The 19,372-nt window shown below is 71.9% G+C and carries 13 protein-coding genes; 10 read left to right on the top strand and 3 right to left on the bottom strand.

Going from position 1 to position 19,372, the window contains the following annotated elements; genetic code table 11:
- The first annotated feature begins 49 nt into the window (after positions 1–49).
- The 5 genes from ACIBQ8_RS30440 to ACIBQ8_RS30460 all read left to right on the top strand — a co-directional run bounded on the left by ACIBQ8_RS30440 (position 50) and on the right by ACIBQ8_RS30460 (position 9,444).
- The gene (locus ACIBQ8_RS30440) at positions 50–1,879 is read left to right on the top strand and encodes a M14 family zinc carboxypeptidase (protein WP_397180059.1); all 1,830 of its coding nucleotides are present in this window, start codon (positions 50–52) and stop codon (positions 1,877–1,879) included.
- A gap of 500 nt (positions 1,880–2,379) precedes the next feature.
- On the top strand, positions 2,380–4,203 hold the full coding sequence (locus tag ACIBQ8_RS30445) for a cellulose binding domain-containing protein (protein WP_397193548.1): 1,824 nt from the start codon (positions 2,380–2,382) through the stop codon (positions 4,201–4,203).
- On the top strand, positions 4,200–5,888 hold the full coding sequence (locus ACIBQ8_RS30450; RefSeq protein WP_397193549.1) for a fibronectin type III domain-containing protein: 1,689 nt from the start codon (positions 4,200–4,202) through the stop codon (positions 5,886–5,888). Before ACIBQ8_RS30445 ends, ACIBQ8_RS30450 begins: the two co-directional genes overlap by 4 nt.
- A gap of 74 nt (positions 5,889–5,962) precedes the next feature.
- The gene (locus ACIBQ8_RS30455; RefSeq protein WP_397193550.1) at positions 5,963–7,621 is read left to right on the top strand and encodes a carbohydrate binding domain-containing protein; all 1,659 of its coding nucleotides are present in this window, start codon (positions 5,963–5,965) and stop codon (positions 7,619–7,621) included.
- Positions 7,618–9,444, top strand: a complete 1,827-nt coding sequence (locus ACIBQ8_RS30460) for a chitinase (RefSeq protein ID WP_397193551.1) — start codon at positions 7,618–7,620, stop codon at positions 9,442–9,444. The genes ACIBQ8_RS30455 and ACIBQ8_RS30460 overlap by 4 nt, the downstream gene beginning before the upstream one ends.
- Here the strand turns inward: ACIBQ8_RS30460 and ACIBQ8_RS30465 are convergent.
- A complete protein-coding gene (locus tag ACIBQ8_RS30465; RefSeq protein WP_397180054.1) occupies positions 9,431–11,017 on the bottom strand; it encodes a molybdopterin-dependent oxidoreductase in 1,587 nt (528 codons plus the stop codon). The two genes, ACIBQ8_RS30460 and ACIBQ8_RS30465, sit on opposite strands and share 14 nt — an antisense overlap.
- A 117-nt stretch (positions 11,018–11,134) precedes the next feature.
- Between ACIBQ8_RS30465 and ACIBQ8_RS30470 the strand changes: the two genes are divergently transcribed.
- Positions 11,135–12,478, top strand: coding sequence for a hypothetical protein (locus ACIBQ8_RS30470; protein ID WP_397193552.1), 1,344 nt, complete (start codon positions 11,135–11,137; stop codon positions 12,476–12,478).
- On the opposite strand, the gene erm is transcribed toward ACIBQ8_RS30470, so the two are convergent.
- A complete protein-coding gene (erm, locus tag ACIBQ8_RS30475) occupies positions 12,464–13,291 on the bottom strand; it encodes an ErmE/ErmH/ErmO/ErmR family 23S rRNA (adenine(2058)-N(6))-methyltransferase (RefSeq protein WP_397193553.1) in 828 nt (275 codons plus the stop codon). The genes ACIBQ8_RS30470 and erm overlap by 15 nt on opposite strands.
- A gap of 232 nt (positions 13,292–13,523) precedes the next feature.
- Between erm and ACIBQ8_RS30480 the strand changes: the two genes are divergently transcribed.
- The 4 genes from ACIBQ8_RS30480 (at position 13,524) to ACIBQ8_RS30495 (ending at position 18,058) form a co-directional block, all read left to right on the top strand.
- Positions 13,524–14,585, top strand: a complete 1,062-nt coding sequence (locus tag ACIBQ8_RS30480) for an ATP-binding protein (protein WP_397193554.1) — start codon at positions 13,524–13,526, stop codon at positions 14,583–14,585.
- Positions 14,582–16,357: a hypothetical protein gene (locus ACIBQ8_RS30485; protein WP_397193555.1), complete on the top strand. Its 1,776-nt coding sequence runs from the start codon at positions 14,582–14,584 to the stop codon at positions 16,355–16,357. The genes ACIBQ8_RS30480 and ACIBQ8_RS30485 overlap by 4 nt, the downstream gene beginning before the upstream one ends.
- Positions 16,358–16,435: 78 nt before the next feature.
- The gene (locus ACIBQ8_RS30490) at positions 16,436–17,290 is read left to right on the top strand and encodes a hypothetical protein (protein WP_397180047.1); all 855 of its coding nucleotides are present in this window, start codon (positions 16,436–16,438) and stop codon (positions 17,288–17,290) included.
- Between the two features lie 36 nt (positions 17,291–17,326).
- Positions 17,327–18,058 (top strand): DUF6597 domain-containing transcriptional factor, encoded by a 732-nt coding sequence (locus tag ACIBQ8_RS30495; RefSeq protein WP_397193556.1) that lies wholly within the window; start codon positions 17,327–17,329, stop codon positions 18,056–18,058.
- Here ACIBQ8_RS30495 and ACIBQ8_RS30500 read toward each other — a convergent pair.
- Complete coding sequence (locus ACIBQ8_RS30500) at positions 18,035–19,075, bottom strand: AI-2E family transporter (protein WP_397180045.1); 1,041 nt, start codon at positions 19,073–19,075, stop codon at positions 18,035–18,037. The genes ACIBQ8_RS30495 and ACIBQ8_RS30500 overlap by 24 nt on opposite strands.
- Between the last annotated feature and the right edge of the window lie 297 nt (positions 19,076–19,372).

Here is a 19,372-nt window from a genome sequence, read left to right on the forward strand (position 1 = left end):
TTCAGGCGCGGGTCAAACCCCCCAGTCCCGCGCGGGCGAGGAGGACGAGGTGAAACGCCGATTACTCATCCTGCTGGCGGTCCTGGGCATGGTCAGCCTGACCGGCATGACCGGCGCCGGGGCCGGCGCGGAACCACCGGCGAACAAGCAGTACCGGGTCTCCGGCCCGGCCGACGCCCGGCAGCGCAGCGCCGTCGCGGCGACGGGCGCCGCCATCGAGGACGTGCAGGCGGACTCGGTGCTGGTCACCGCCACGGAGGCGGAGATCGCGGCCATCAGGCGGCTCGGCTACCGGGTGGCGGCGGCCCCGCGCCCGGCGCCGCCGGACGCCGTCGGGACGTTCGACTTCCCGCCGTCGGACTCCGGTTACCACAACTACGCGGAGATGACGGCCGAGATCAACACCCTGGTCGCGGCCCATCCGGGGATCATGAGCCAGAGCACGTTCGGCACCTCGTACGAGGGACGGGCGATGCGCCTGGTCAAGATCAGCGACAACGTGGGCACGGACGAGGCCGAACCCGAGGTGCTGTTCACCGCCCACCAGCACGCCCGCGAGCACCTCACGGTCGAGATGGCGCTGTACATCATGCACCTGCTGGCCGACAACTACGGCACCGACGCCAGGATCACGAACCTGGTCAACACCCGTGAGATCTGGATCATGCCGGACCTCAACCCGGACGGCGGCGAGTACGACATCGCCAGCGGCACCTACCGTTCCTGGCGCAAGAACCGGCAGCCGAACTCCGGCTCCTCGGCCGTCGGCACCGACCTCAACCGCAACTGGGCCTACCAGTGGGGCTGCTGCGGCGGCTCCTCGGGATCGACCTCCAGCGAGACCTACCGCGGCGCGAGCGCCGAGTCGGCCCCCGAGGTCAAGGCGGCGGCCGACTGGGTGCGCAGCCGGGTCGTCGGCGGCGTGCAGCAGATCAGGACGAACCTCGACTGGCACACCTACAGCGAGCTGGTCCTGTGGCCCTACGGCTACACCTACAACGACACCGCCCCCGGCCTGACCCAGGACGACCGGGACGCCCACGCCACCCTCGGCCAGAACATGGCCGGCACCAACGGCTACACCCCCGAGCAGTCCAGCGACCTCTACATCACCGACGGGACGATCGACGACTGGATGTGGGGCCAGTACAAGATCTTCAGCTTCACGTTCGAGATGTACCCGGTCGGCGCGAGCCCCGGCTTCTACCCGCCGGACGAGCAGATCGTCCCGCAGACCACCCGCAACAAGGAGGCCGTGCTGCGCTTCCTGGAGTACTCCGACTGCGTCTACCGGATCATCGGCAAGGAGTCCCAGTACTGCGGCACCGGCACGCCGCCGGTGACGGTCTGGTCCGACACGTTCGAGACGGCGACCGGCTGGACGGCGAACCCGTCCGGCACCGACACCGCCACCACGGGCGCGTGGGAGCGCGGCGACCCCGAGGCGACCACCTCCTCGGGCGCCAAGCAGCTCGGCACCACGGTCAGCGGCACGAACGACCTGGTGACCGGCCGTCTGGCGGGCGCCGCGGCCGGTGACTACGACCTCGACGGCGGCGTCAGCTCGATCCAGTCACCGCCGATCACGCTGCCCTCGACGGGCACGCTGAGCCTGTCGCTGTCGTGGTACCTCGCGCACGGCTCGAACGCCTCCAGCGCGGACTACTTCCGGGTCCGCGTGGTCGGCGGCACCACGACCACCGTGTTCCAGCAGGCCGGCGCGGCCACGAACCGCAACGGCGCCTGGGCCGTGGCGTCGGCCGACCTGACCCCCTACGCGGGCCAGACGGTCCGCATCCTCATCGACGCGGCCGACGCCTCCGGGGCCTCCCTGGTGGAGGCGGGCGTGGACGACGTCAAGATCACCCAGCAGCCCTGACCGGACTGTCGCGCCCCCTCGTCCGGACCCGGTCCGGGCGAGGGGGCGCCGCCGTTGCCGCCGCGTTTCGGCACGTCGCGGGCCATCACGTGATTGGGTCTTGTAAGCACAGGGTGTCAAGGCTACGATCGCGACAACTCTTAGGAAACTTTCCTAAAAGAAATCATGGATCGGATGGCCCATGACTCGCTCGCCGCCCGCATGACTCGCTGCTGAGCTGCGGAGACATCCGCCCGAACGACCCCTTCTCCCACGCCCCCGGCGCTGCGGGCGTGCACACCCCCCACCTCTTCCCAGCCGCTGGAGCGGTCACGCGGCCCGGCCGGACGCATCGGCCCTGACTGCCGCTGCAAGCTCCGCGCGCGCCTCGCGTCTCCCCGGCCTGCGCCGACACCCCCCGAAAAGGCCCGTGTCTCACCTCCACGGGCCCGTGCCGTACGGCTTGCGCTCTCACCCCCCGGTGCAAGCCGTACGGCACGCCAGAAGAACGGAAATCGACAGTGAGATTTCGCGCGATCCTCTTAGCGCTCGCGACCCTCGCACTGAGTCTCCTGGCCCTGCCCGCCCAGGCCGCCGCCGCCACCACCGCGACCTTCGTCAAGGTCGCCGACTGGGGGTCCGGCTTCGAGGGCAAGGTCACCGTCGTTAACGGCGCCACCGCCCCCCTGGCCTGGAACGTGCAGTTCGACGTGCCGGCCGGGTTCTCCATCCCGTCCGCCTGGGACGCGGTCATGACCAGGAGCGGCCAGCACTACACGTTCACCGCGCCGAGCTGGGCGGGACCGCTGGCGGCCGGGGCGAGCACGAGCTTCGGCTTCAACGGCGCCCCGGGCAACTTCCCCGGCATCACCGGCTGCACGCTGAACGGCTCCTCCTGCGGCGGCACGACCGTCGAGGTCCCCGGCAAGCCCGGCACGGCCACCGCGACCAGCACGGACACCAGCATCGCCCTGTCCTGGGGCGCCTCCTCCGGCACGGTGACCGGCTACCGCGTCTACGAAGGCGGCGCCGTCAAGGCCACCGTCACCGGCACCACGGCGACGATCTCCGGCCTCGGGACCTGCCAGAGCCACACCTACACCGTCAAGGCGTACAACTCGGCGGGCGAGTCGGCCGCCGGCGACGCCGTGACCGCGACCACCACGGGCTGCGGCACCGGCGTGCCCGGCAAGGCCGGCCCGATCACCGTGACCGGCACGTCCCAGACGGGCGCCACGCTCGGCTGGCCGGCGGTCAACGGCGCCACCGGCTACCAGGTCCGCCTCAACGGCTCCCAGGTCGCCACGGTGACCGGCACCTCCCACACCCTCACCGGCCTGACCGCCTGCACCTCGTACTCGGTCACGGTCACCGCCTCCAACGCGGCCGGCGACGGCCCGCCCAGCGACGCCGCGACCTTCACCACCCCCGGCTGCACCAGCGACCCGCTGCCCAAGCACTTCCTCACCGGCTACTGGCACAACTTCGTCAACGCCGCGACCGAGCTCAAGCTGTCGGCCGTGCCCAACGAGTACGACGTCGTCGCCGTCGCCTTCGGCGAGGCCACCTCCACCGCGGGCGAGGTCGTCTTCTCGGTCGACCCGGGCCTTTCCACCGCGCTCGGCGGCTACACCGACGCCCAGTTCAAGGCCGACGTGCAGGCGCTGCACCAGCGCGGCAAGAAGGTCATCCTGTCGGTCGGCGGCGAGGCCGGCCGCGTGCAGGTCGCCAGCGGCGCGGCCGCCACCAAGTTCGCCGACACGGTGTACGCGCTGATGCAGAGCTACGGCTTCGACGGCGTGGACATCGACCTGGAGAACGGCCTCAACGCCACCTACATGGGCCAGGCCCTGCGGGCGCTGCGCGCGAAGGCGGGCAGCGGCCTGATCATCATGATGGCCCCGCAGACCATCAACATGCAGTCGACCGGGATGGAGTACTTCAAGCTCGCCCTGAACATCAAGGACATCCTCACCGTCGTCAACATGCAGTACTACAACTCGGGCTCCATGCTCGGCTGCGACCAGTCCGCGGCGTACTCGCAGGGGACGGTCAACTTCATGACCGCCCTGGCCTGCATCCAGCTGGAGAACGGCCTGCGCCCCGACCAGGTGGCACTGGGCCTGCCGGCCGGGCCCGGCGCCGCGGGCGGCGGCGTCGTCTCGCCCTCCCTCGTCAACCAGGCGCTCGACTGCCTGGCCAAGCGCACCAGTTGCGGTTCCTTCGTGCCGCCGCGCGCCTACCCGGACATCCGGGGCGCGATGACCTGGTCCATCAACTGGGACGCCAGCAACAACTGGTCCTTCTCCAAGACCGTCAAGCCGCACCTTCAGGGAATGCCATGAGATTACGTAGCAGACTGATCAGCTCGGTGGCCGGCCTGGCCATCGCCCTCACCGGGGCCGGCCTGGCCACGGGCGTCCCCACCGCCTACGGCGCCGCCGCCCAGCAGCAGCTGGCCGCCGCCTGGGCGCCGTGGACCGCCTACGCCACCGGCGCCGCCGTCACCTACAACGGCGTGGACTACGTGGCCCTCCAGGGTCACACCTCCCAGCCCGGCTGGGAGCCGCCGAACGTCCCCGCGCTGTGGAAGCAGGGCAGCGGCGGAGGCGACACCACCCCGCCGTCGGTGCCCGGCAACCTGCGCTCGACCAGCGTCACCGCCACCAGCGCCGGCCTGGCCTGGGACGCCTCCACCGACAACGTCGGCGTGACCGGCTACAACGTCTACCGCGGCGGCACCCAGGTCGGCACCGCGACCGGCACGACGTACACCGACAACGGGCTGACGGCCTCGACCACCTACAGCTACACCGTGCGGGCCCGCGACGCCGCGGGGAACCTGTCCGGCCCCGGCAACGCGCTCAGCGTCACCACCCCCGGCGGCACCGGCACACCCGGCCAGCCCGGCACGGTCACCACGACCGTGACCGACAGCAGCATCGCGCTGTCGTGGGGCGCCTCCTCCGGCACGGTGACCGGGTACCGCGTCTACGAGGGCGCGACCCAGAAGGCCGAGGTCACCGGGACCAGCACGACGATCTCCGGGCTGAGCGCCTGCCAGAGCCACACCTACACCGTCAAGGCGTACAACTCGGTCGGCGAGTCGGCCGGACGTGACGTCTCGGCGACCACGACCGGCTGCCCGACCGGCGGCAAGATGCCCGGCGCGCCCTACCTCTACACCGGCTGGGGCGACCCGCCCTCGCCCACCACGGTCATGAACGCGACCGGCATCAAGTCGTTCACGATGGCCTTCATCCTGGCCAGCAACGGCTGCAACCCGGCCTGGGACGGGCAGCGCCCGCTGACCGGCGGCCAGGACGCGCAGGCCATCTCGGCCATCAAGGCGGCCGGCGGCAGCGTGCAGGTGTCCTTCGGCGGCTGGCAGGGCAACAAGCTCGGCCCGAACTGCTCCACGCCCGAACTGTTCGCCGGCGCGGTGCAGAAGGTCATCAACGCCGTCGGCCCGGCCGTGGTGGACTTCGACATCGAGAACACCGACGAGTTCGAGAACCTGACCGTCCAGGACCGCATCCTGAACGCCCTCAAGATCGTCAAGTCGAGCAACCCCAACGTCAAGATCGCCGTGACCTTCGGCACCGCGACCACCGGCCCGACCTACTACGGCACCCGCCTGATCAACCGCGCCAAGGAACTGGCGGTGCCGATCGACAACTACACGATCATGCCGTTCGACTTCGGCGGCGGCGCCAACATGTACCAGAACACCGTCAACGCGGCCGAAGGGCTCAAGAACGCCCTGAAGACCGCCCAGGGCTGGACCGACGCCCAGGCGTACGCCCACATGGGCATCTCCGGCATGAACGGCCTGTCCGACCAGCAGGAGCTCACCAACCAGAGCACCTGGACCCAGATCCGCGACTACGCCAACTCCCACGGCCTGACCAGGCTCGCGTTCTGGTCGGTCAACCGCGACCGCCCCTGCCCCGGCGGCGGCGTCGCGGAGAACTGCAGCGGCATCGCCCAGGACAACTGGGAGTTCACCAAGATCACCGCTGGTTTCTGACCCGCTGAGGCGGCCCGCCACCCCCGGTGGCGGGCCGCACCGGCGCGCGGTCCGCACCCCCCGAAAGGACCCGCATGAGACCCCGCACGAGACTGCGCGGACTCGCGGCCACGGCCCTGGCCGCACTGGGACTCACCGTCCTGCACGCCACCCCGGCCGCCGCCGCGAACATCCTGTCCAACCCCGGCTTCGAATCCGGCCTGAGCGGCTGGACCTGCCCGGCCGGCGCGCAGGCCGTCACCACCCCCGCGCACGGCGGCACGCAGGCCCTCCAGGCCACCCCGCAGGGCTCCGACCTCGCCCGCTGCCAGCAGACCGTCACCGTCAAGCCCGGCACCGCCTACCAGCTCTCCGCCTGGGCCCAGGGCTCCTACGTCTTCCTCGGCGCGACCGGCGCCGGCGTCAACGCCAGCACGTGGGGCGCCCCCGGCAACCAGTGGGGCCAGCTCAGGACCTCCTTCACCACCGGCGCCACCACCACCTCCGTGACCGTGTACGTCAACGGCTGGTACGGCCAGAGCGCCTACACCGCCGACGACGTCGTCCTCGACGGCCCCGGCGGCCCGCCCGACACGCAGGCGCCGACCGTCCCCGGCGGCGTGGCCGTCGGCGGCCCGACCGGCACCAGCCTGACCGTGACCTGGTCGCCCGCCACCGACGACTCCGGCTCGGTGGCCCGCTACGAGGTCTCCAGGGACGAGGCCGCCCCCGTCGCCGTTCCCACGACCAGCTACACCGCGACCGGCCTGACCCCCGACAGCTCCTACGCCTTCCGCGTGCGGGCCTGCGACGCCGCCGGCAACTGCTCGGCCTGGTCGGCGCCGGTCAGCGGCCGCACCTCCAAGGACACCGTCCCGCCCGCCGGCGACATCAGGTACGCCCCCTACATCGACATCACGATGACCAGCCCGTCCCTGGTGGGCGCGGCGAACGCGACCGGCGTGAAGAACTACACGCTGGCGTTCGTCCTCGGCGACAGCAGCGGCTGCAACCCGGCCTGGGGCGGCACGATCCCGCTGGCCGACCCCCGGATCGTCAACGACGTCAAGGCCCTCCAGGCCCAGGGCGGCCAGGTCGTCGTGGCCAGCGGCGGCGCGGTCGGACCCTACCTGGAGCACGCCTGCGGCACCCCGGCGGCGCTGCTGGCCGCCTACAAGAAGGTGCTCGACACCGTCGGCACCAACCACCTGGACGTCGACGTCGAGGCGAGCATCGACGCCAACAAGGTCAACACCGCGCTCAAGCAGCTCCAGGCCGAGCGCGGCACGGTGATCAGCTACACGCTGCGCGTGCAGGGCCAGGACTACGGCGTGGACCCGTTCTCGCTGCAGATCCTCCAGGACGCCGCCGCCAAGGGCCTCGACGTGATCGTCAACCCGATGCTGATGAACTTCGGCCACACCGGCGACTGGGGCGAGGCGATGACCGCCGCCGCCCAGGCCACGCTCGGCCAGATGAAGGGCGTATGGCCGGCCAGGAGCGACGCCCAGCTCAGGCGCGCGCTCGGCGTCACCCCCATGATCGGCAAGAACGACACCGGCATGACCACCACCCAGGCCGACGCCCGCAAGCTCCTGACCTGGGCCAACAGCAACCACATCGGATTCGTCGGCTTCTGGTCGGCCGCCCGCGACAACGGCGGCTGCCCCAACGGCCAGGTCTCCCCGACCTGCAGCGGCATCTCCCAGTCCAGCTACGAGTTCACGAACATCTTCAAGGGGTTCACCGGATGAGCGGCATCTTCAGGTGGCGCACCGCCGTCGCGGCGGTCGCGCTCGCCCTCGGCACGGCGGGCCTGACCGCCACCCCCGCCCTGGCGGCCAACATCGCCGTCAACCCCGGCTTCGAGGACGGGCTGACCGGCTGGACCTGCAGCGCCGCCGCCGGCGCCGCCGCCGTCACCTCGCCCGTCCACGGCGGGACGAAGGCGCTCAAGGCCACCCCGGCGGGGGCCGACCTGGCCCGCTGCCAGCAGCAGGTCAGGGTGCAGCCGTCGTCGTCGTACACGCTGTCGGCCTGGGTGCAGGGCGGCTACGTCTTCCTCGGCGCGACCGGCACCGGCGGCACCGACCCCCAGACGTGGGGCTCGCCCGGCCAGGCGTGGACGCAGCTGCGCACCACGTTCACCACCGGCGCCACCACCACGTCCGTGACCGTCTACCTCAACTCCTGGTACGGCCAGAGCGCCTACGTGGCCGACGACGTCGTCCTGGACGGCGCGCCCGGCGGCGGAGGCGGCGGCGACACCCAGGCCCCCACCGTCCCCGGCAACCTGACCGTGGGCGGCGCGACGAGCAGCTCGCTCACCGCCACCTGGTCGGCCGCCACCGACAACGTCGGCGTGGACCGGTACGAGGTCTCCCGCGACGGCGGCTCCCCGGTCGCCGTGACCGCCACCAGCCACACCGCCACCGGCCTGGCCGCCTCCACCTCCTACCGCTTCAAGGTCCGCGCCTGCGACGCCGCCGGCAACTGCTCGCCCTACACCGCCGAGGCCACCGGCACCACGACCGCGGGCGGCGGCGGGGGAGGGGGACTGCCCAAGCGCGTCCTGGTCGGCTACCTGCACGCCTCCTTCGCCAACGGCTCCGGCTACATCCGCATGGCCGACGTGCCCGCCGAATGGGACGTCATCAACCTCGCCTTCGGCGAGCCCACCTCGGTGACCTCCGGCGACATCCGCTTCCGCCAGTGCCCGGCCGCCGAGTGCCCGAACGTCGAGCCCGAGGCGGACTTCGTCGCCGCCATCAGGGCCAAGCAGGCCCAGGGCAAGAAGGTGCTCATCTCCATCGGCGGCCAGAACGGCCAGGTGCAGCTCACCACCACGGCCGCCAGGGACAAGTTCGTCGAGTCGGTCGCGGCCATCATCGACAGGTACGGCCTGGACGGCCTCGACGTGGACTTCGAGGGCCACTCCCTCTACCTCAACCAGGGCGACACGAACCTGGCCAACCCCACCACGCCCGTCGTCGTCAACCTGATCTCCGCGCTGCGCGCGCTCAAGAGCCGCTACGGCGCCAAGTTCGTGCTCACCATGGCGCCCGAGACGTTCTTCGTGCAGCTCGGCTACCAGTTCTACGGCCCCGGCCCGAACGGCTCGGCCGACAGCAGGGCCGCCTCCTACCTGCCGGTCATCCACGCCCTGCGCGACGACCTGACCCTGCTGCACGTGCAGGACTACAACTCCGGCCCGATCACCGGCCTGGACAACCAGTACCACACGATGGGCGGCCACGACTTCCACGTCGCCATGACGGACATGCTGCTGGCCGGCTTCCCGATCATGGGCAACCCGAACAACGTGTTCCCGCCGCTGCGCCAGGACCAGGTGGCCATCGGACTGCCTGCCTCGCCCAACGCGGGCAACGGCTTCACCACCGTCGCCGAGGTCCAGAAGGCGTTCGACTGCCTGGCCAAGGGCAGCAACTGCGGCAGCTACAGGCCACGCGGCGTCTACCCGAACCTGCGCGGCCTGATGACCTGGTCGATCAACTGGGACAAGTACAACGCCTTCGAATTCTCAAGGAGCCACCGGGCCTACCTCAACGGCCTGTGAACGGCCGGACGAGCTGGGTGGGCTTGAGCGGCACCCCCAGCCCCGGCGGACGGTAGGTCGGCAGCGCCTCGCCGTACTCGTGCATCCAGGCGTGGTCGACCATCAGGCGCATGCGCCCGTCCGCCGGGGTGCCGTCCGGGTCCGCCCGGGACGTCCGCCCGGCCAGCCGGGCCACCGCCTCGGCCACCAGGCCCGCGTCCGGCGGCGCCAGGTCGCACTGCTCGTCGGGACCGATGAGCAGGTCGACCTCCGGCGGCAGCGGGTAGATCGGCCGGGGGATGGCCAGCACGCGCGGCGAGGGAGCCATCGGCCACCCGTCGCGCACCGCCTCCAGCAGCACCGACCGCGACGTGCGGCGCGCGAACAGGCCCTCGCACAGGGCCCAGCTCAGCGCGCCCACGTCGGCGCGGTCCTCGCCGCAGGCGTGCAGGCACAGGTACGGCACCAGCGGGATCCCCGCGCCGCCCGCCGGCTGCGCCCACCCGCTGCCGCACCCGGTCAGCACCAGCAGCGCCAGCATCGCCCGGTAGGCGGTGTCGGCGTGCGGCGTCTCCAGCCGGCCCGGCACGATCATGCACCGCCCGCCGGTCTTCTCCGCCGTCACGCCCAGCTCCCGCGCCGTCTTCACGGTCCGCGAGGCGGCCACCCCGGTGTAGATCTCCTGCCAGCCCGGCGTGTACGGCTCCCGGTCCCCGTACCCCTGCGGCCACACCCCGGGCAGCCCGTCCCGTGCCACGCCGTAGGCGGCCAGCAGCAGGTCGAAGACCGTGGTCACCAGCTCGCCGCCGTCCCGGACGACCGGCACGCCGCGGCGCAGCACGCCCGGCCCGAAGTCGAAGCGCGGCAGCAGCACCTGCACCGCCTCGCCGCCGTACACGCTGAGCCGGTCGCAGGCCCGGCCGAGCAGCCCGCCCGGCACGTACGCGTCCTCGCGCTCGCGCAGCCGCACCAGGAACGGCAGGTCCGTCCGCTCCATCGCGTGCGCGGCGAACGGCGGCCGGTCCAGGAAGAACTCCTTCAGCAGCACGTGCCCCATCGCCATCGCCAGCGCGCCGTCCGTGCCCGGCCGCACGACCAGCGTCTCGTCCGACAACCGGGTCGGATGGGTGCCGATCGCCACCACCTTCTGGCCCTTGTACCGCCCGGCGATCACCCAGGGCGTGTCCGCCGTACGGGCCAGCCGGTTGTTCTCCCCCCACAGCAGCACGTACGCCGCCCGCGCCCAGTCCTCGGCCCCCGGCCCCGTGAACCGCGGCCCGAGCACCTGCTCCGACGCGCACGGATGCTCGGTCAGCAGCGCGCCGCCCAGCCCGCCCACCACGCCCGCCAGCGGCGACGTCGCCAGCGCCGCCACCCGGTCCGCGCCGTGCTCCGAGGCCGTGTGCACGATCGCCGCCGCCGCCAGCTCGGCCGCCGTGGCGTCGTCCAGCGGGACCCGCCGCTCCCCGCGCCGCGCCTGGTAGACCTGAGAGTTGCCTGTGAGTTTCGCCCAGGCCGCGACCGGGTCACGGACCCCGTCCCTCACCTCGAAATAGAGCCTGACCAGTGCCTGGTTGACCTGCGATCCCCCCATGGAAAAAGTTCAACACAGACAGTCATGTTCTATCGCGTTACGTGTCCGCATGTCGGGGATAAGAATTGGAAGCCCAGGTGGCGGCACTCAGATTGTTACGGCAGGCTAGGGGCCGCCATGGATTACGCAGTTCTCACGGGGGTCGTCCTCGTCACCGGTGTCGTGCTCGCCCTCGTCGCGCAGTGGCGAGACTGGCGTCCGCCCCTCTACGTCGCCGTGCTCGTCGGCATCGCCGTCCGCGTGCTGATCATGTACACCTCCGCGATCGACTCATGGCAACCCGTCGACTTCATGGAGAGCTTCAAGCCCGCCGGCGAGGCGGTGCTGCAGGGCAAGGACCCGGTGCTGGCCAGCGAGGGCGGCTGGCACTTCCTGCCGACCATCCCCTACGTCTACGGCATCCTGCTGTGGCTCGGCATCCCGTGGGAGTACGCCGGCCGCCTGGTCACCGTCGTCGCCGACATCGTGCTGATCCCGCTGGTCGGCAAGCTGGCCGGCGGCCCCAAGGCGTCCCTGCGCGCCCTCCAGTACGCCTTCAACCCGCTGGCCCTGCTCATCGCCAGCGTCCACGGCCAGGTCGAGCCGGTCGCGCTGGTGTTCGGCGTTGCCGCGTTCGTGGTCGCCCGCGGGCCCGGCGCGCCCGACCGTCCCGGCGTCACCATCGACGCCGCCGGCCTGCGGGAGGCGGCGCGCCGCCCGGTCGCGATGCTGCGCCGCGCCCTCATGCCCGGCTCCGGCGACCGGGCCGACCTGCGGCGCGGCATGCTGGCCGGGCTGCTCATGGGCCTCGCGCTGTGCGCCAAGAGCTGGCCGATCTGGCTGATCCCCGGCATGCTGCTGCTCCTGCCCCACCTGCGCGCCAGGATCGCCGCCCTCGTCGTGACCGGCGTCGTCCCGGTGTTCTTCCTGGTCACCTCGCCGATCTTCGCGGGCACCACGCTCGACGAGATCCCCGCCGTCATCCGTACCATCCAGGACATCCGCCCGATCGTCGGCGAATGGGGCTACACCCCGTGGTTCACCGGCGGCGACTGGGCCCTGATGCCGGAGCTGGCCTCGTTCGGCACGAAGCTCATCTACCTCAGCGTCGTCGCCGTCCTGCTGCTGTGGCGGCGCGCCGACCCGATCGACCTGACCACGGCCATCCTGCTCGTCTTCATGGTCATGACGCCCCGCCTCGGCGCCCAGTACCTGCTGTGGTTCATGCCGTTCCTGGTGGCCAGGCCGACCAGGTGGGCCTGGCCGGCCATCATCGGCGCCTCCTTCTGGGCCGCCTACGGCTACCTGTACATGACGCAGTTCAGCGTGAACGACTGGTGGTACCTCCACCGCGACTGGTCACGCGCCTCCATCGTGCTGCTGCCGGTGCTGCTGCTGGCCATGCCCTGGGCCCGCCGCGTGTCCACGGCCCGGGGCCGGGTCGCCGCCGTCCCGCCGAAGGTCACCTCAACGGCGCTCTAGCCGTCGCCACAGGCTGACCCACTGGTCCGGGTGCACGTGGCCCACGACGGCGTCGCGGGCCACGCCCGCCGCGCCGAGCGCCGCGTCCACCCCCCGGTAGTGCGGGCGCAGCGAGGCGCGCACCGAGCCGCCGACCCCGCCGAAGCCCAGCTCCACCAGCTCCAGGTAGCCCGCGCGATCGCTCACCAGCGGCTCGGGCCGCCGTCGCACGCGCAGGATCGCCGAGTCCACCGACGGCACGGGACGGAAGCTCTCCCTGCCGATCGTGTCGCCGAGCCGCCAGTCGAACCACGGCCACGACGACACCGTGACCAGGCTCCACCGGCCGTAGTCGCCGGTGCGCTTGCGGGCGTACTCCCGCTGGGTGAGCAGCGTCGCCGAGGTCAGCTCCCGCGCCCGCAGGCACCACTCGACGATCCTCGACGTGACCGAGTACGGGATGTTGCCCACGACCGCGAACGGCTCACGCGGCGCCCGCGCGGCCGTGAAGTCACCCCTGACCACCTCGATCCGCGGATCGTCGCGCGTCCGCGAGGCCAGCCGCCCGGCGAGCCGGGGATCGAGCTCGTAGCCGATCACGTGCGCCCCGGCCTCGGCCAGCGCCAGCGTGAGCGCGCCCGGCCCGGAGCCGGGTTCGAGCACCAGCCCCTCCGGCGCCGCCGCCTTGATCATCAGCTCCACGGCATGCCGGTCGGCCAGGAAGTTCTGCGAGAGCTCACGCCTGAGCCGGTCGGCGGGCGTACGACCGCCGCCGCCGTTCCTGACGTTCTTCTGGGTGTGTGAATAGTTTCCGTGCGCGAAATTCTGCGCCACAGCACTGCCCTTTCGGGTCCTCGAGATGAACAGGTCTCGAAGGGCCCCGGGCGCGCCGGCGGACGCGCGGTGTCAGCCGTCCGCTAGCGGGCCAGAGCCCGGCCGCGGCGGATGCGGATGAACACGGTGCAGAACATGGAACACATGCCGCCGACAGTAGGCCGGACGGCTCCACCAGGGCAAACGATTAAATGTGATGCGCGGGCACGCCCGGTTCGTCACCCTTGGACGCATGCAGGCAACGGTCACCGTCACCCCGGCGCAGCTTCCGGAGGTGCTGCTGCACGTCGCCGTGGTCCGCCCGGTCTTCCTGTGGGGCGCGCCCGGCATCGGCAAGAGCTCGCTGGTACGCGAGTTCGCCGGCTCGCTCGGCCTCGACTGCGTCACCCTGCTCGGCACCCAGCTCGCCCCCGAGGACCTGATCGGCGTGCCCGAGCTGGTCGGCGGGCGCAGCCGGTTCGCGCCGCCGGAGTCCATCGCCCGCGACGAGCCCTACTGCCTGTTCCTCGACGAGCTCAACGCCTCCGCGCCCGAGGTGCAGAAGGCGTTCTACTCGCTGATCCTCGACCGCCGCATCGGCACGTACGAGCTGCCCGCCGGCTCGGTCGTGATCGGCGCCGGCAACTGGGCCACCGACAACGCGCTGGCCCGCCCCATGGCCTCGGCCCTGATCAACCGCCTGGTCCACGTGCACCTGCGCGCCTCGGCCGACGACTGGCTGAAGTGGGCGGCCGCCGCCGGCATCCACCCCTGGATCGTCGACTACCTCGTCCAGCGCCCCGACCACCTGTGGAGCCCGCCGCCCAAGACCGAGGAGCCGTTCTCCTCGCCGCGCGCCTGGCACATGCTCTCCGACGTCCTCACCTCCTACGGCGACGACGTCGGCGACGAGACCCTCGCGATGCTCGCCTTCGGCACCCTCACCACCGCCCACGCCTCCGCCTTCCGCGCCTACGTCAGGACCGTCCGGCACGCCTACGACCTCGACGCCGTGCTCAAGGGCGAGGCGCCCTGGCCGCGCCGCCCCGAGGAGCGCGACCTGCTCTACTTCCTGGCCGAGACCTTCCGCGCCCGCCTGATCAAGGAGCTGCCCGCCGACAAGCGCGGCGCCTCGGCGCGTGGCCGCGACCTCGGCTTCCGCGCCAAGACACTGCTCGTCGAGCTGGCCGAGATCTCCCTCGAATGCGCCCAGCTCGTCATCGCCAACGACGCCGACGGCGCGCCCGCGCTGCCCACCTGGTTCCTCGTCGAGATCGGCAGGGACGTGCCCCGGCTCATGGCGGCCCGCTCGTGAGCCGCCGCAAGCCCAAGGCAGACCCCTGGCGGGCCGAGGTCATGAACGGCTGGGCCGCCGTCAACCGCCACCCGCTGTTCGCCGGCCTGCACGGCACCCTGCTGGAGGCGGCCGACGGCCGGCTGCCGCCCGAGACGTGGGCCGTCGTCAGCCAGGACGGCGACGTCACCTTCCACCCCAAGCGCCGCGCCCCCGCCGCGGAGTGGGCATGGGTCTTCGCCCACCTGCTGCTCCACCTGGGCTTCGGCCACGCCGACCCGCGCGCCTGCGCCCCCAAGGACGTCGACGGCGACCTGCCCGACCCCGCCTACCACGCCGCCTGCTGCCTGGCGGTCGACCGCTTCCTGCGCACGGTCAAGATCGGGCACTGCCCCGCGCCGCTGCCCGCCGAGCTGCCCGAGGAGGACGAGGTGACGCTCTCCGAACGCTGGCGCAGGGTCGGCGTCCCGCCCGGGTTCCAGCCGCTCGGCCCGGCCGACTTCCACATCGGCACCGAGGAGGACGCCGAGCACTTCGACTTCCAGCGCGGCTTCGCGATCGGCGTCGCCTGGTCGGCCACGTCCGCGCTCGACCGGGCCGGCGCGCCGCGCACCCCCGTCGAAGGCCACGTCAAAGGCCCCTGGGACGGCGCGCTGCGCTGGTTCATGTCGTCGTACCCGCTGCTCGGCGCGCTGGCCGCGGGCATGAAGATCGTCGCGGACGCCGAGCTGGCCAGGGCCTGGGACATCTCGATCGCCGCCGTCAGCGCCGAGGCGGCCGAGATCTACGTCAACCCGCTGGCCACGCACACCGAGCACGAATGGCGGTTCGTGCTCGCCCACGAGATGCTGCACGCCGCCCTGCGGCACGGCGAGCGGGCCGGCATGCGCGACCCGTACCTGTGGAACGTCGCCTGCGACTACGTGATCAACGGCTGGCTGGTCGAGATGGGCGTCGGCGAGATGCCCGAAGGGCTGCTGTTCGACCAGTCGCTCGGCACGATGTCCGCCGAGGCCGTCTACGACCAGATCGCCGGCGACCTGCGGCGCATGCGCAAGCTGGCCACCCTGCGCGGCCGGGGCACGGTCGACGTGCTCGACCGCCCGGCCCGCCAGGCCCGCGGCTACGTCGACCTGGACGACTACTACCGCAACGCCCTGTGCACCGGCCTGGCCTACCACCACTCCAGCGGACGCGGCCTGCTGCCCGCCGGGCTCGAACAGGAGATCCGCGCGCTCGAACAGCCGCCCCTGCCCTGGGACGCCCGGCTCGCCCGCTGGTTCGACGAGCACTTCCAGCCCGAGGAGCCGCGCCGCTCGTACGCCCGCGCCTCCCGCCGCCAGGCCGCCAGCCCCGGCATCCCGCGCCCCGGCCGGGTACGGCCCGAGGAGGTCGTCCGCAGGAAGACGTTCGGCGTCGTTCTCGACACCTCCGGTTCCATGGACGTGAAGCTGCTCGGCAAGGCACTCGGAGCCATCGCCTCCTACGCCACCGCCCGCGACGTGCCCCGGGCCAGGGTCGTCTTCTGCGACGCCACCGCCTACGACGCCGGCTACCTGCCGGTCCAGGAGATCGCCGGCCGGGTCAGGGTGCGCGGCCGGGGCGGCACGATCCTCCAGCCCGGCGTCAGGCTGCTCGAACGCGCCGACGACTTCCCGCCCGACGGCCCGATCCTGCTGATCACCGACGGGCAGTGCGACGTGCTGCGCATCCGCCGCGAGCACGCCTTCCTGGTGCCCCAGGGCGCGCCGTTGCCCTTCCGGCCGCGCGGCCCGGTCTTCTTCATGAAGTGACGCGTCCGATTCCGACAAGAGCCGTCCGCGCCGCCGGCGGTAGCGTCACCGGGTATGGCTCTCTCGACGGAAGCGGACATGGACACACTCGACCGGGCGGCACAGTTCCTGCGGCTCCACGGCAGGCTCATCGACAGGCTGAGGTTCGAGGCCCTGTTCGCGAACGGCTCCCGCACCCGCGTCCTCGACGCCCTGCGCTGCTACCAGAACGCCGACGGCGGCTTCGGCAACGCCCTGGAGCCCGACCTGCGCGGCGCCGCCAGCCAGCCGCAACCGGTCGAGGTCGCCTTCTGGATCCTCGACGAGCTCGACGCCTTCGACTCGCCGATGGTCGCCGCCGCCTGCGACTACCTGGCGGGCATCACGGCCCCCGGGGGCGGGGTGCCGTTCGTGCTGCCGTCCGTCCGCGACACGCCGCACGCGCCCTGGTGGCAGACCCCCGACGACCCGCCCGGCGACCTCAACCCCACCGCCGTGCTGGCCGGACTGCTGCACAAGCACGGCGTCACCCACCCCTGGCTCGGGCCCGCCACCGACTTCTGCTGGTCGCGCGTCGCCGGGCTCACGCGGACCACTCCGTACGAGGCCCGCGCCCTGCTCGTGTTCCTCGAACACGTCCCCGACCGGGAGCGTGCCCTCGCCGAGTTCGCCCGGCTGCGCGAGGCCGTCCTGGCCACGGTCACCTTCGACCCGCACGCCGAAGGCGCGGTCCACCACCCCCTCGACTTCGCGCCCGCGCCGTCGGCCCTGCCGCTCTTCGACGCCGCCACCCTCGACGCCCACCTGGACGCCATGGCCGCCGCCCAGTCCCCGGAAGGCGGCTGGCAGCCGAACTGGAACACCTGGACCCCGCTGGTGGCCCACGAATGGGCGGGCCACCTGACCCTGGCACGCCTGCAGACCCTGCGCGCGTACGGCCGCCTGCCCGCCTGAACCGATTCTGTCGGCGCGGTCGCGTACGTTGGAGGCATGTACGCGGAACGGCACCCGGGCGAGGCTCTCTCCGGCCGTGTCGCCTGCGTGTGGCACCAGGTCAGCGAGGGCGACAGCACCCAGCTCGTGGTGCCCGACGCCTGCGTCGACCTCGTCTGGGGGCCCGGCGGCCTCTTCGTGGCCGGCCCCGACACCGGCCCGGTGCCGACCCCGATGACGGCGGGCGACGCCTACGTCGGCATCCGCTTCAAGCCCGGCGCGGTGGGCGCCGTGTTCGGCGTCCCGATCCACGAGCTGCGCGACCGTCGCGTCCCGCTGGCCGCCCTGCCCGCCCTCACCGTCCCGTCCTCCCCGCTGGCCGACGCGGGCGACCCGGCCCTCGCGCCCGACCCGGCGGCTCGGCTCGCGGCCATGCGCGCCGCCGTCCTGACCCGCCTGCGCGAGACCCCCGCCCCCGATCCGGCCGCGGCCGCCATCGCCGGGGCGCTGCGCATGGGCCGCAGCGTGCGCGACGTCGCCTGGGCCATCGGCCTCAGCGAACGCCAGCTCCACCGCCGCAGCGTCGCCTCCTTCGGCTACTCGCCCAAGACCCTCCAGCGCGTCGTCCGCTTCCAGCGCGCGCTCACCCTGACCCGCGCGGGCGTGCCACCGGCGGAGGCGGCGGTCCGGGCCGGTTACGCCGACCAGGCCCACCTGTCCCACGACGTGAAGCGGCTGAGCGGCGTCCCGCTGGGCCGCCTGCTCTCACCCGTCCGGCATCTTCCCTGACACCAGCGCCTGCGCCCACTTCGCGCTCGGGTCGCTGTCGATCAGCACCGCCCGCGCCAGCAGGCTGAGCGGGATCGCCAGGATCGCGCCGAGCGGCCCCAGCATGAACGTCCACACGATCAACGACAGGAACGTCATCGTGGTCGACAGCCCCACCGCGTCCCCCAGGAACTTCGGCATGATGAACGACTGCGTGACCACGTTGATGACGATGTAGGCCACGACGACCAGCACCATCGTCTTGACGCCGCCGTGCAGCAGCGCCAGCAGGGCGGGCGGCAGCAGCCCGATGACGAACCCGATGTTCGGGATGTAGTTGGCGATCAGCGCCAGCACCCCCCACAGCAGCGGCAACGGCACGTCCAGCAACGACAGCACGATGACGTCGAGAATCGCGTCGATCAGCCCGAAGACGGTCGAGACGATGAGATACCGCCGCGTCTTGTGCGCGAACGTCGCCAGCGCCGTCACCAGCTGCGGCCGGTTCCCCTCGCCGGTGGTGAGGATCCGCGCCGTCACCGGCGCGTCGAGGCACATCGCCAGCAACAGCACCACGATCAGGAACAGGCTCGACAGCACGCCGATCAGGCTCCCGAGCAGGCTCTGCGCCAGCCCCAGCATCCGGCCGGGATCGAACGCCTGCACCGCCTTGGCCAGCACGTCGTTGCCCAGACCGTGGGTGCTGGCCCAGTGCTGCGACTCCGCCAGCAGCTCCTCGAACTGCTTGGCGTACGTCGGCAGCAGCGAGGCGAGCTGGGTGACGGAGATCGTCAGGATCCCCACCATGCCGAGCAGCACCAGCACCACGATCAGGAACGGCACGGCGACCTGCACCCAGATGGGCGCCCGCCGCGCCGACAGCCAGCTCCGCACCGGCGCCACGGCGATGACCAGCACGAGCGCCAGGACGACGGGCCCGACGATCGAATTGACCTCGCGCAGCCCGAACAGGGCGATCACCGCGCCGGCGATGCCCACCAGGAGGATGAGTGCTCTCGGGACGGATTGATCTCGCACGCCGGAATACCTACCCAGCATGTCCTGCCGACGTGTGACGGGCCGCCGATTTGACGGTTCTGGGGACCGTACATAGAGTTCACCAGTCCCACGAGGAAGGCGTTGATCGCCGACCTCACTCGGGGGCCACCTCCAGACACTGCCACTCCGGCGGACGTTCGCGTCCAACGGAAGGTCGATTCGACAAGAGTCGAGCTTGGGAGTAAGTTAGAGGGGTTGTCCCGGAAGCGGGGCGCGACTTAATTCCAGCAGGTCGAGCAAGTCCGGTCAATTTGACAGAGACTTGAACGGCTGAAA

Origin of the sequence: Nonomuraea sp. NPDC049646, assembly GCF_044465525.1 — a bacterium.
GTDB lineage: Bacteria > Actinomycetota > Actinomycetes > Streptosporangiales > Streptosporangiaceae > Nonomuraea.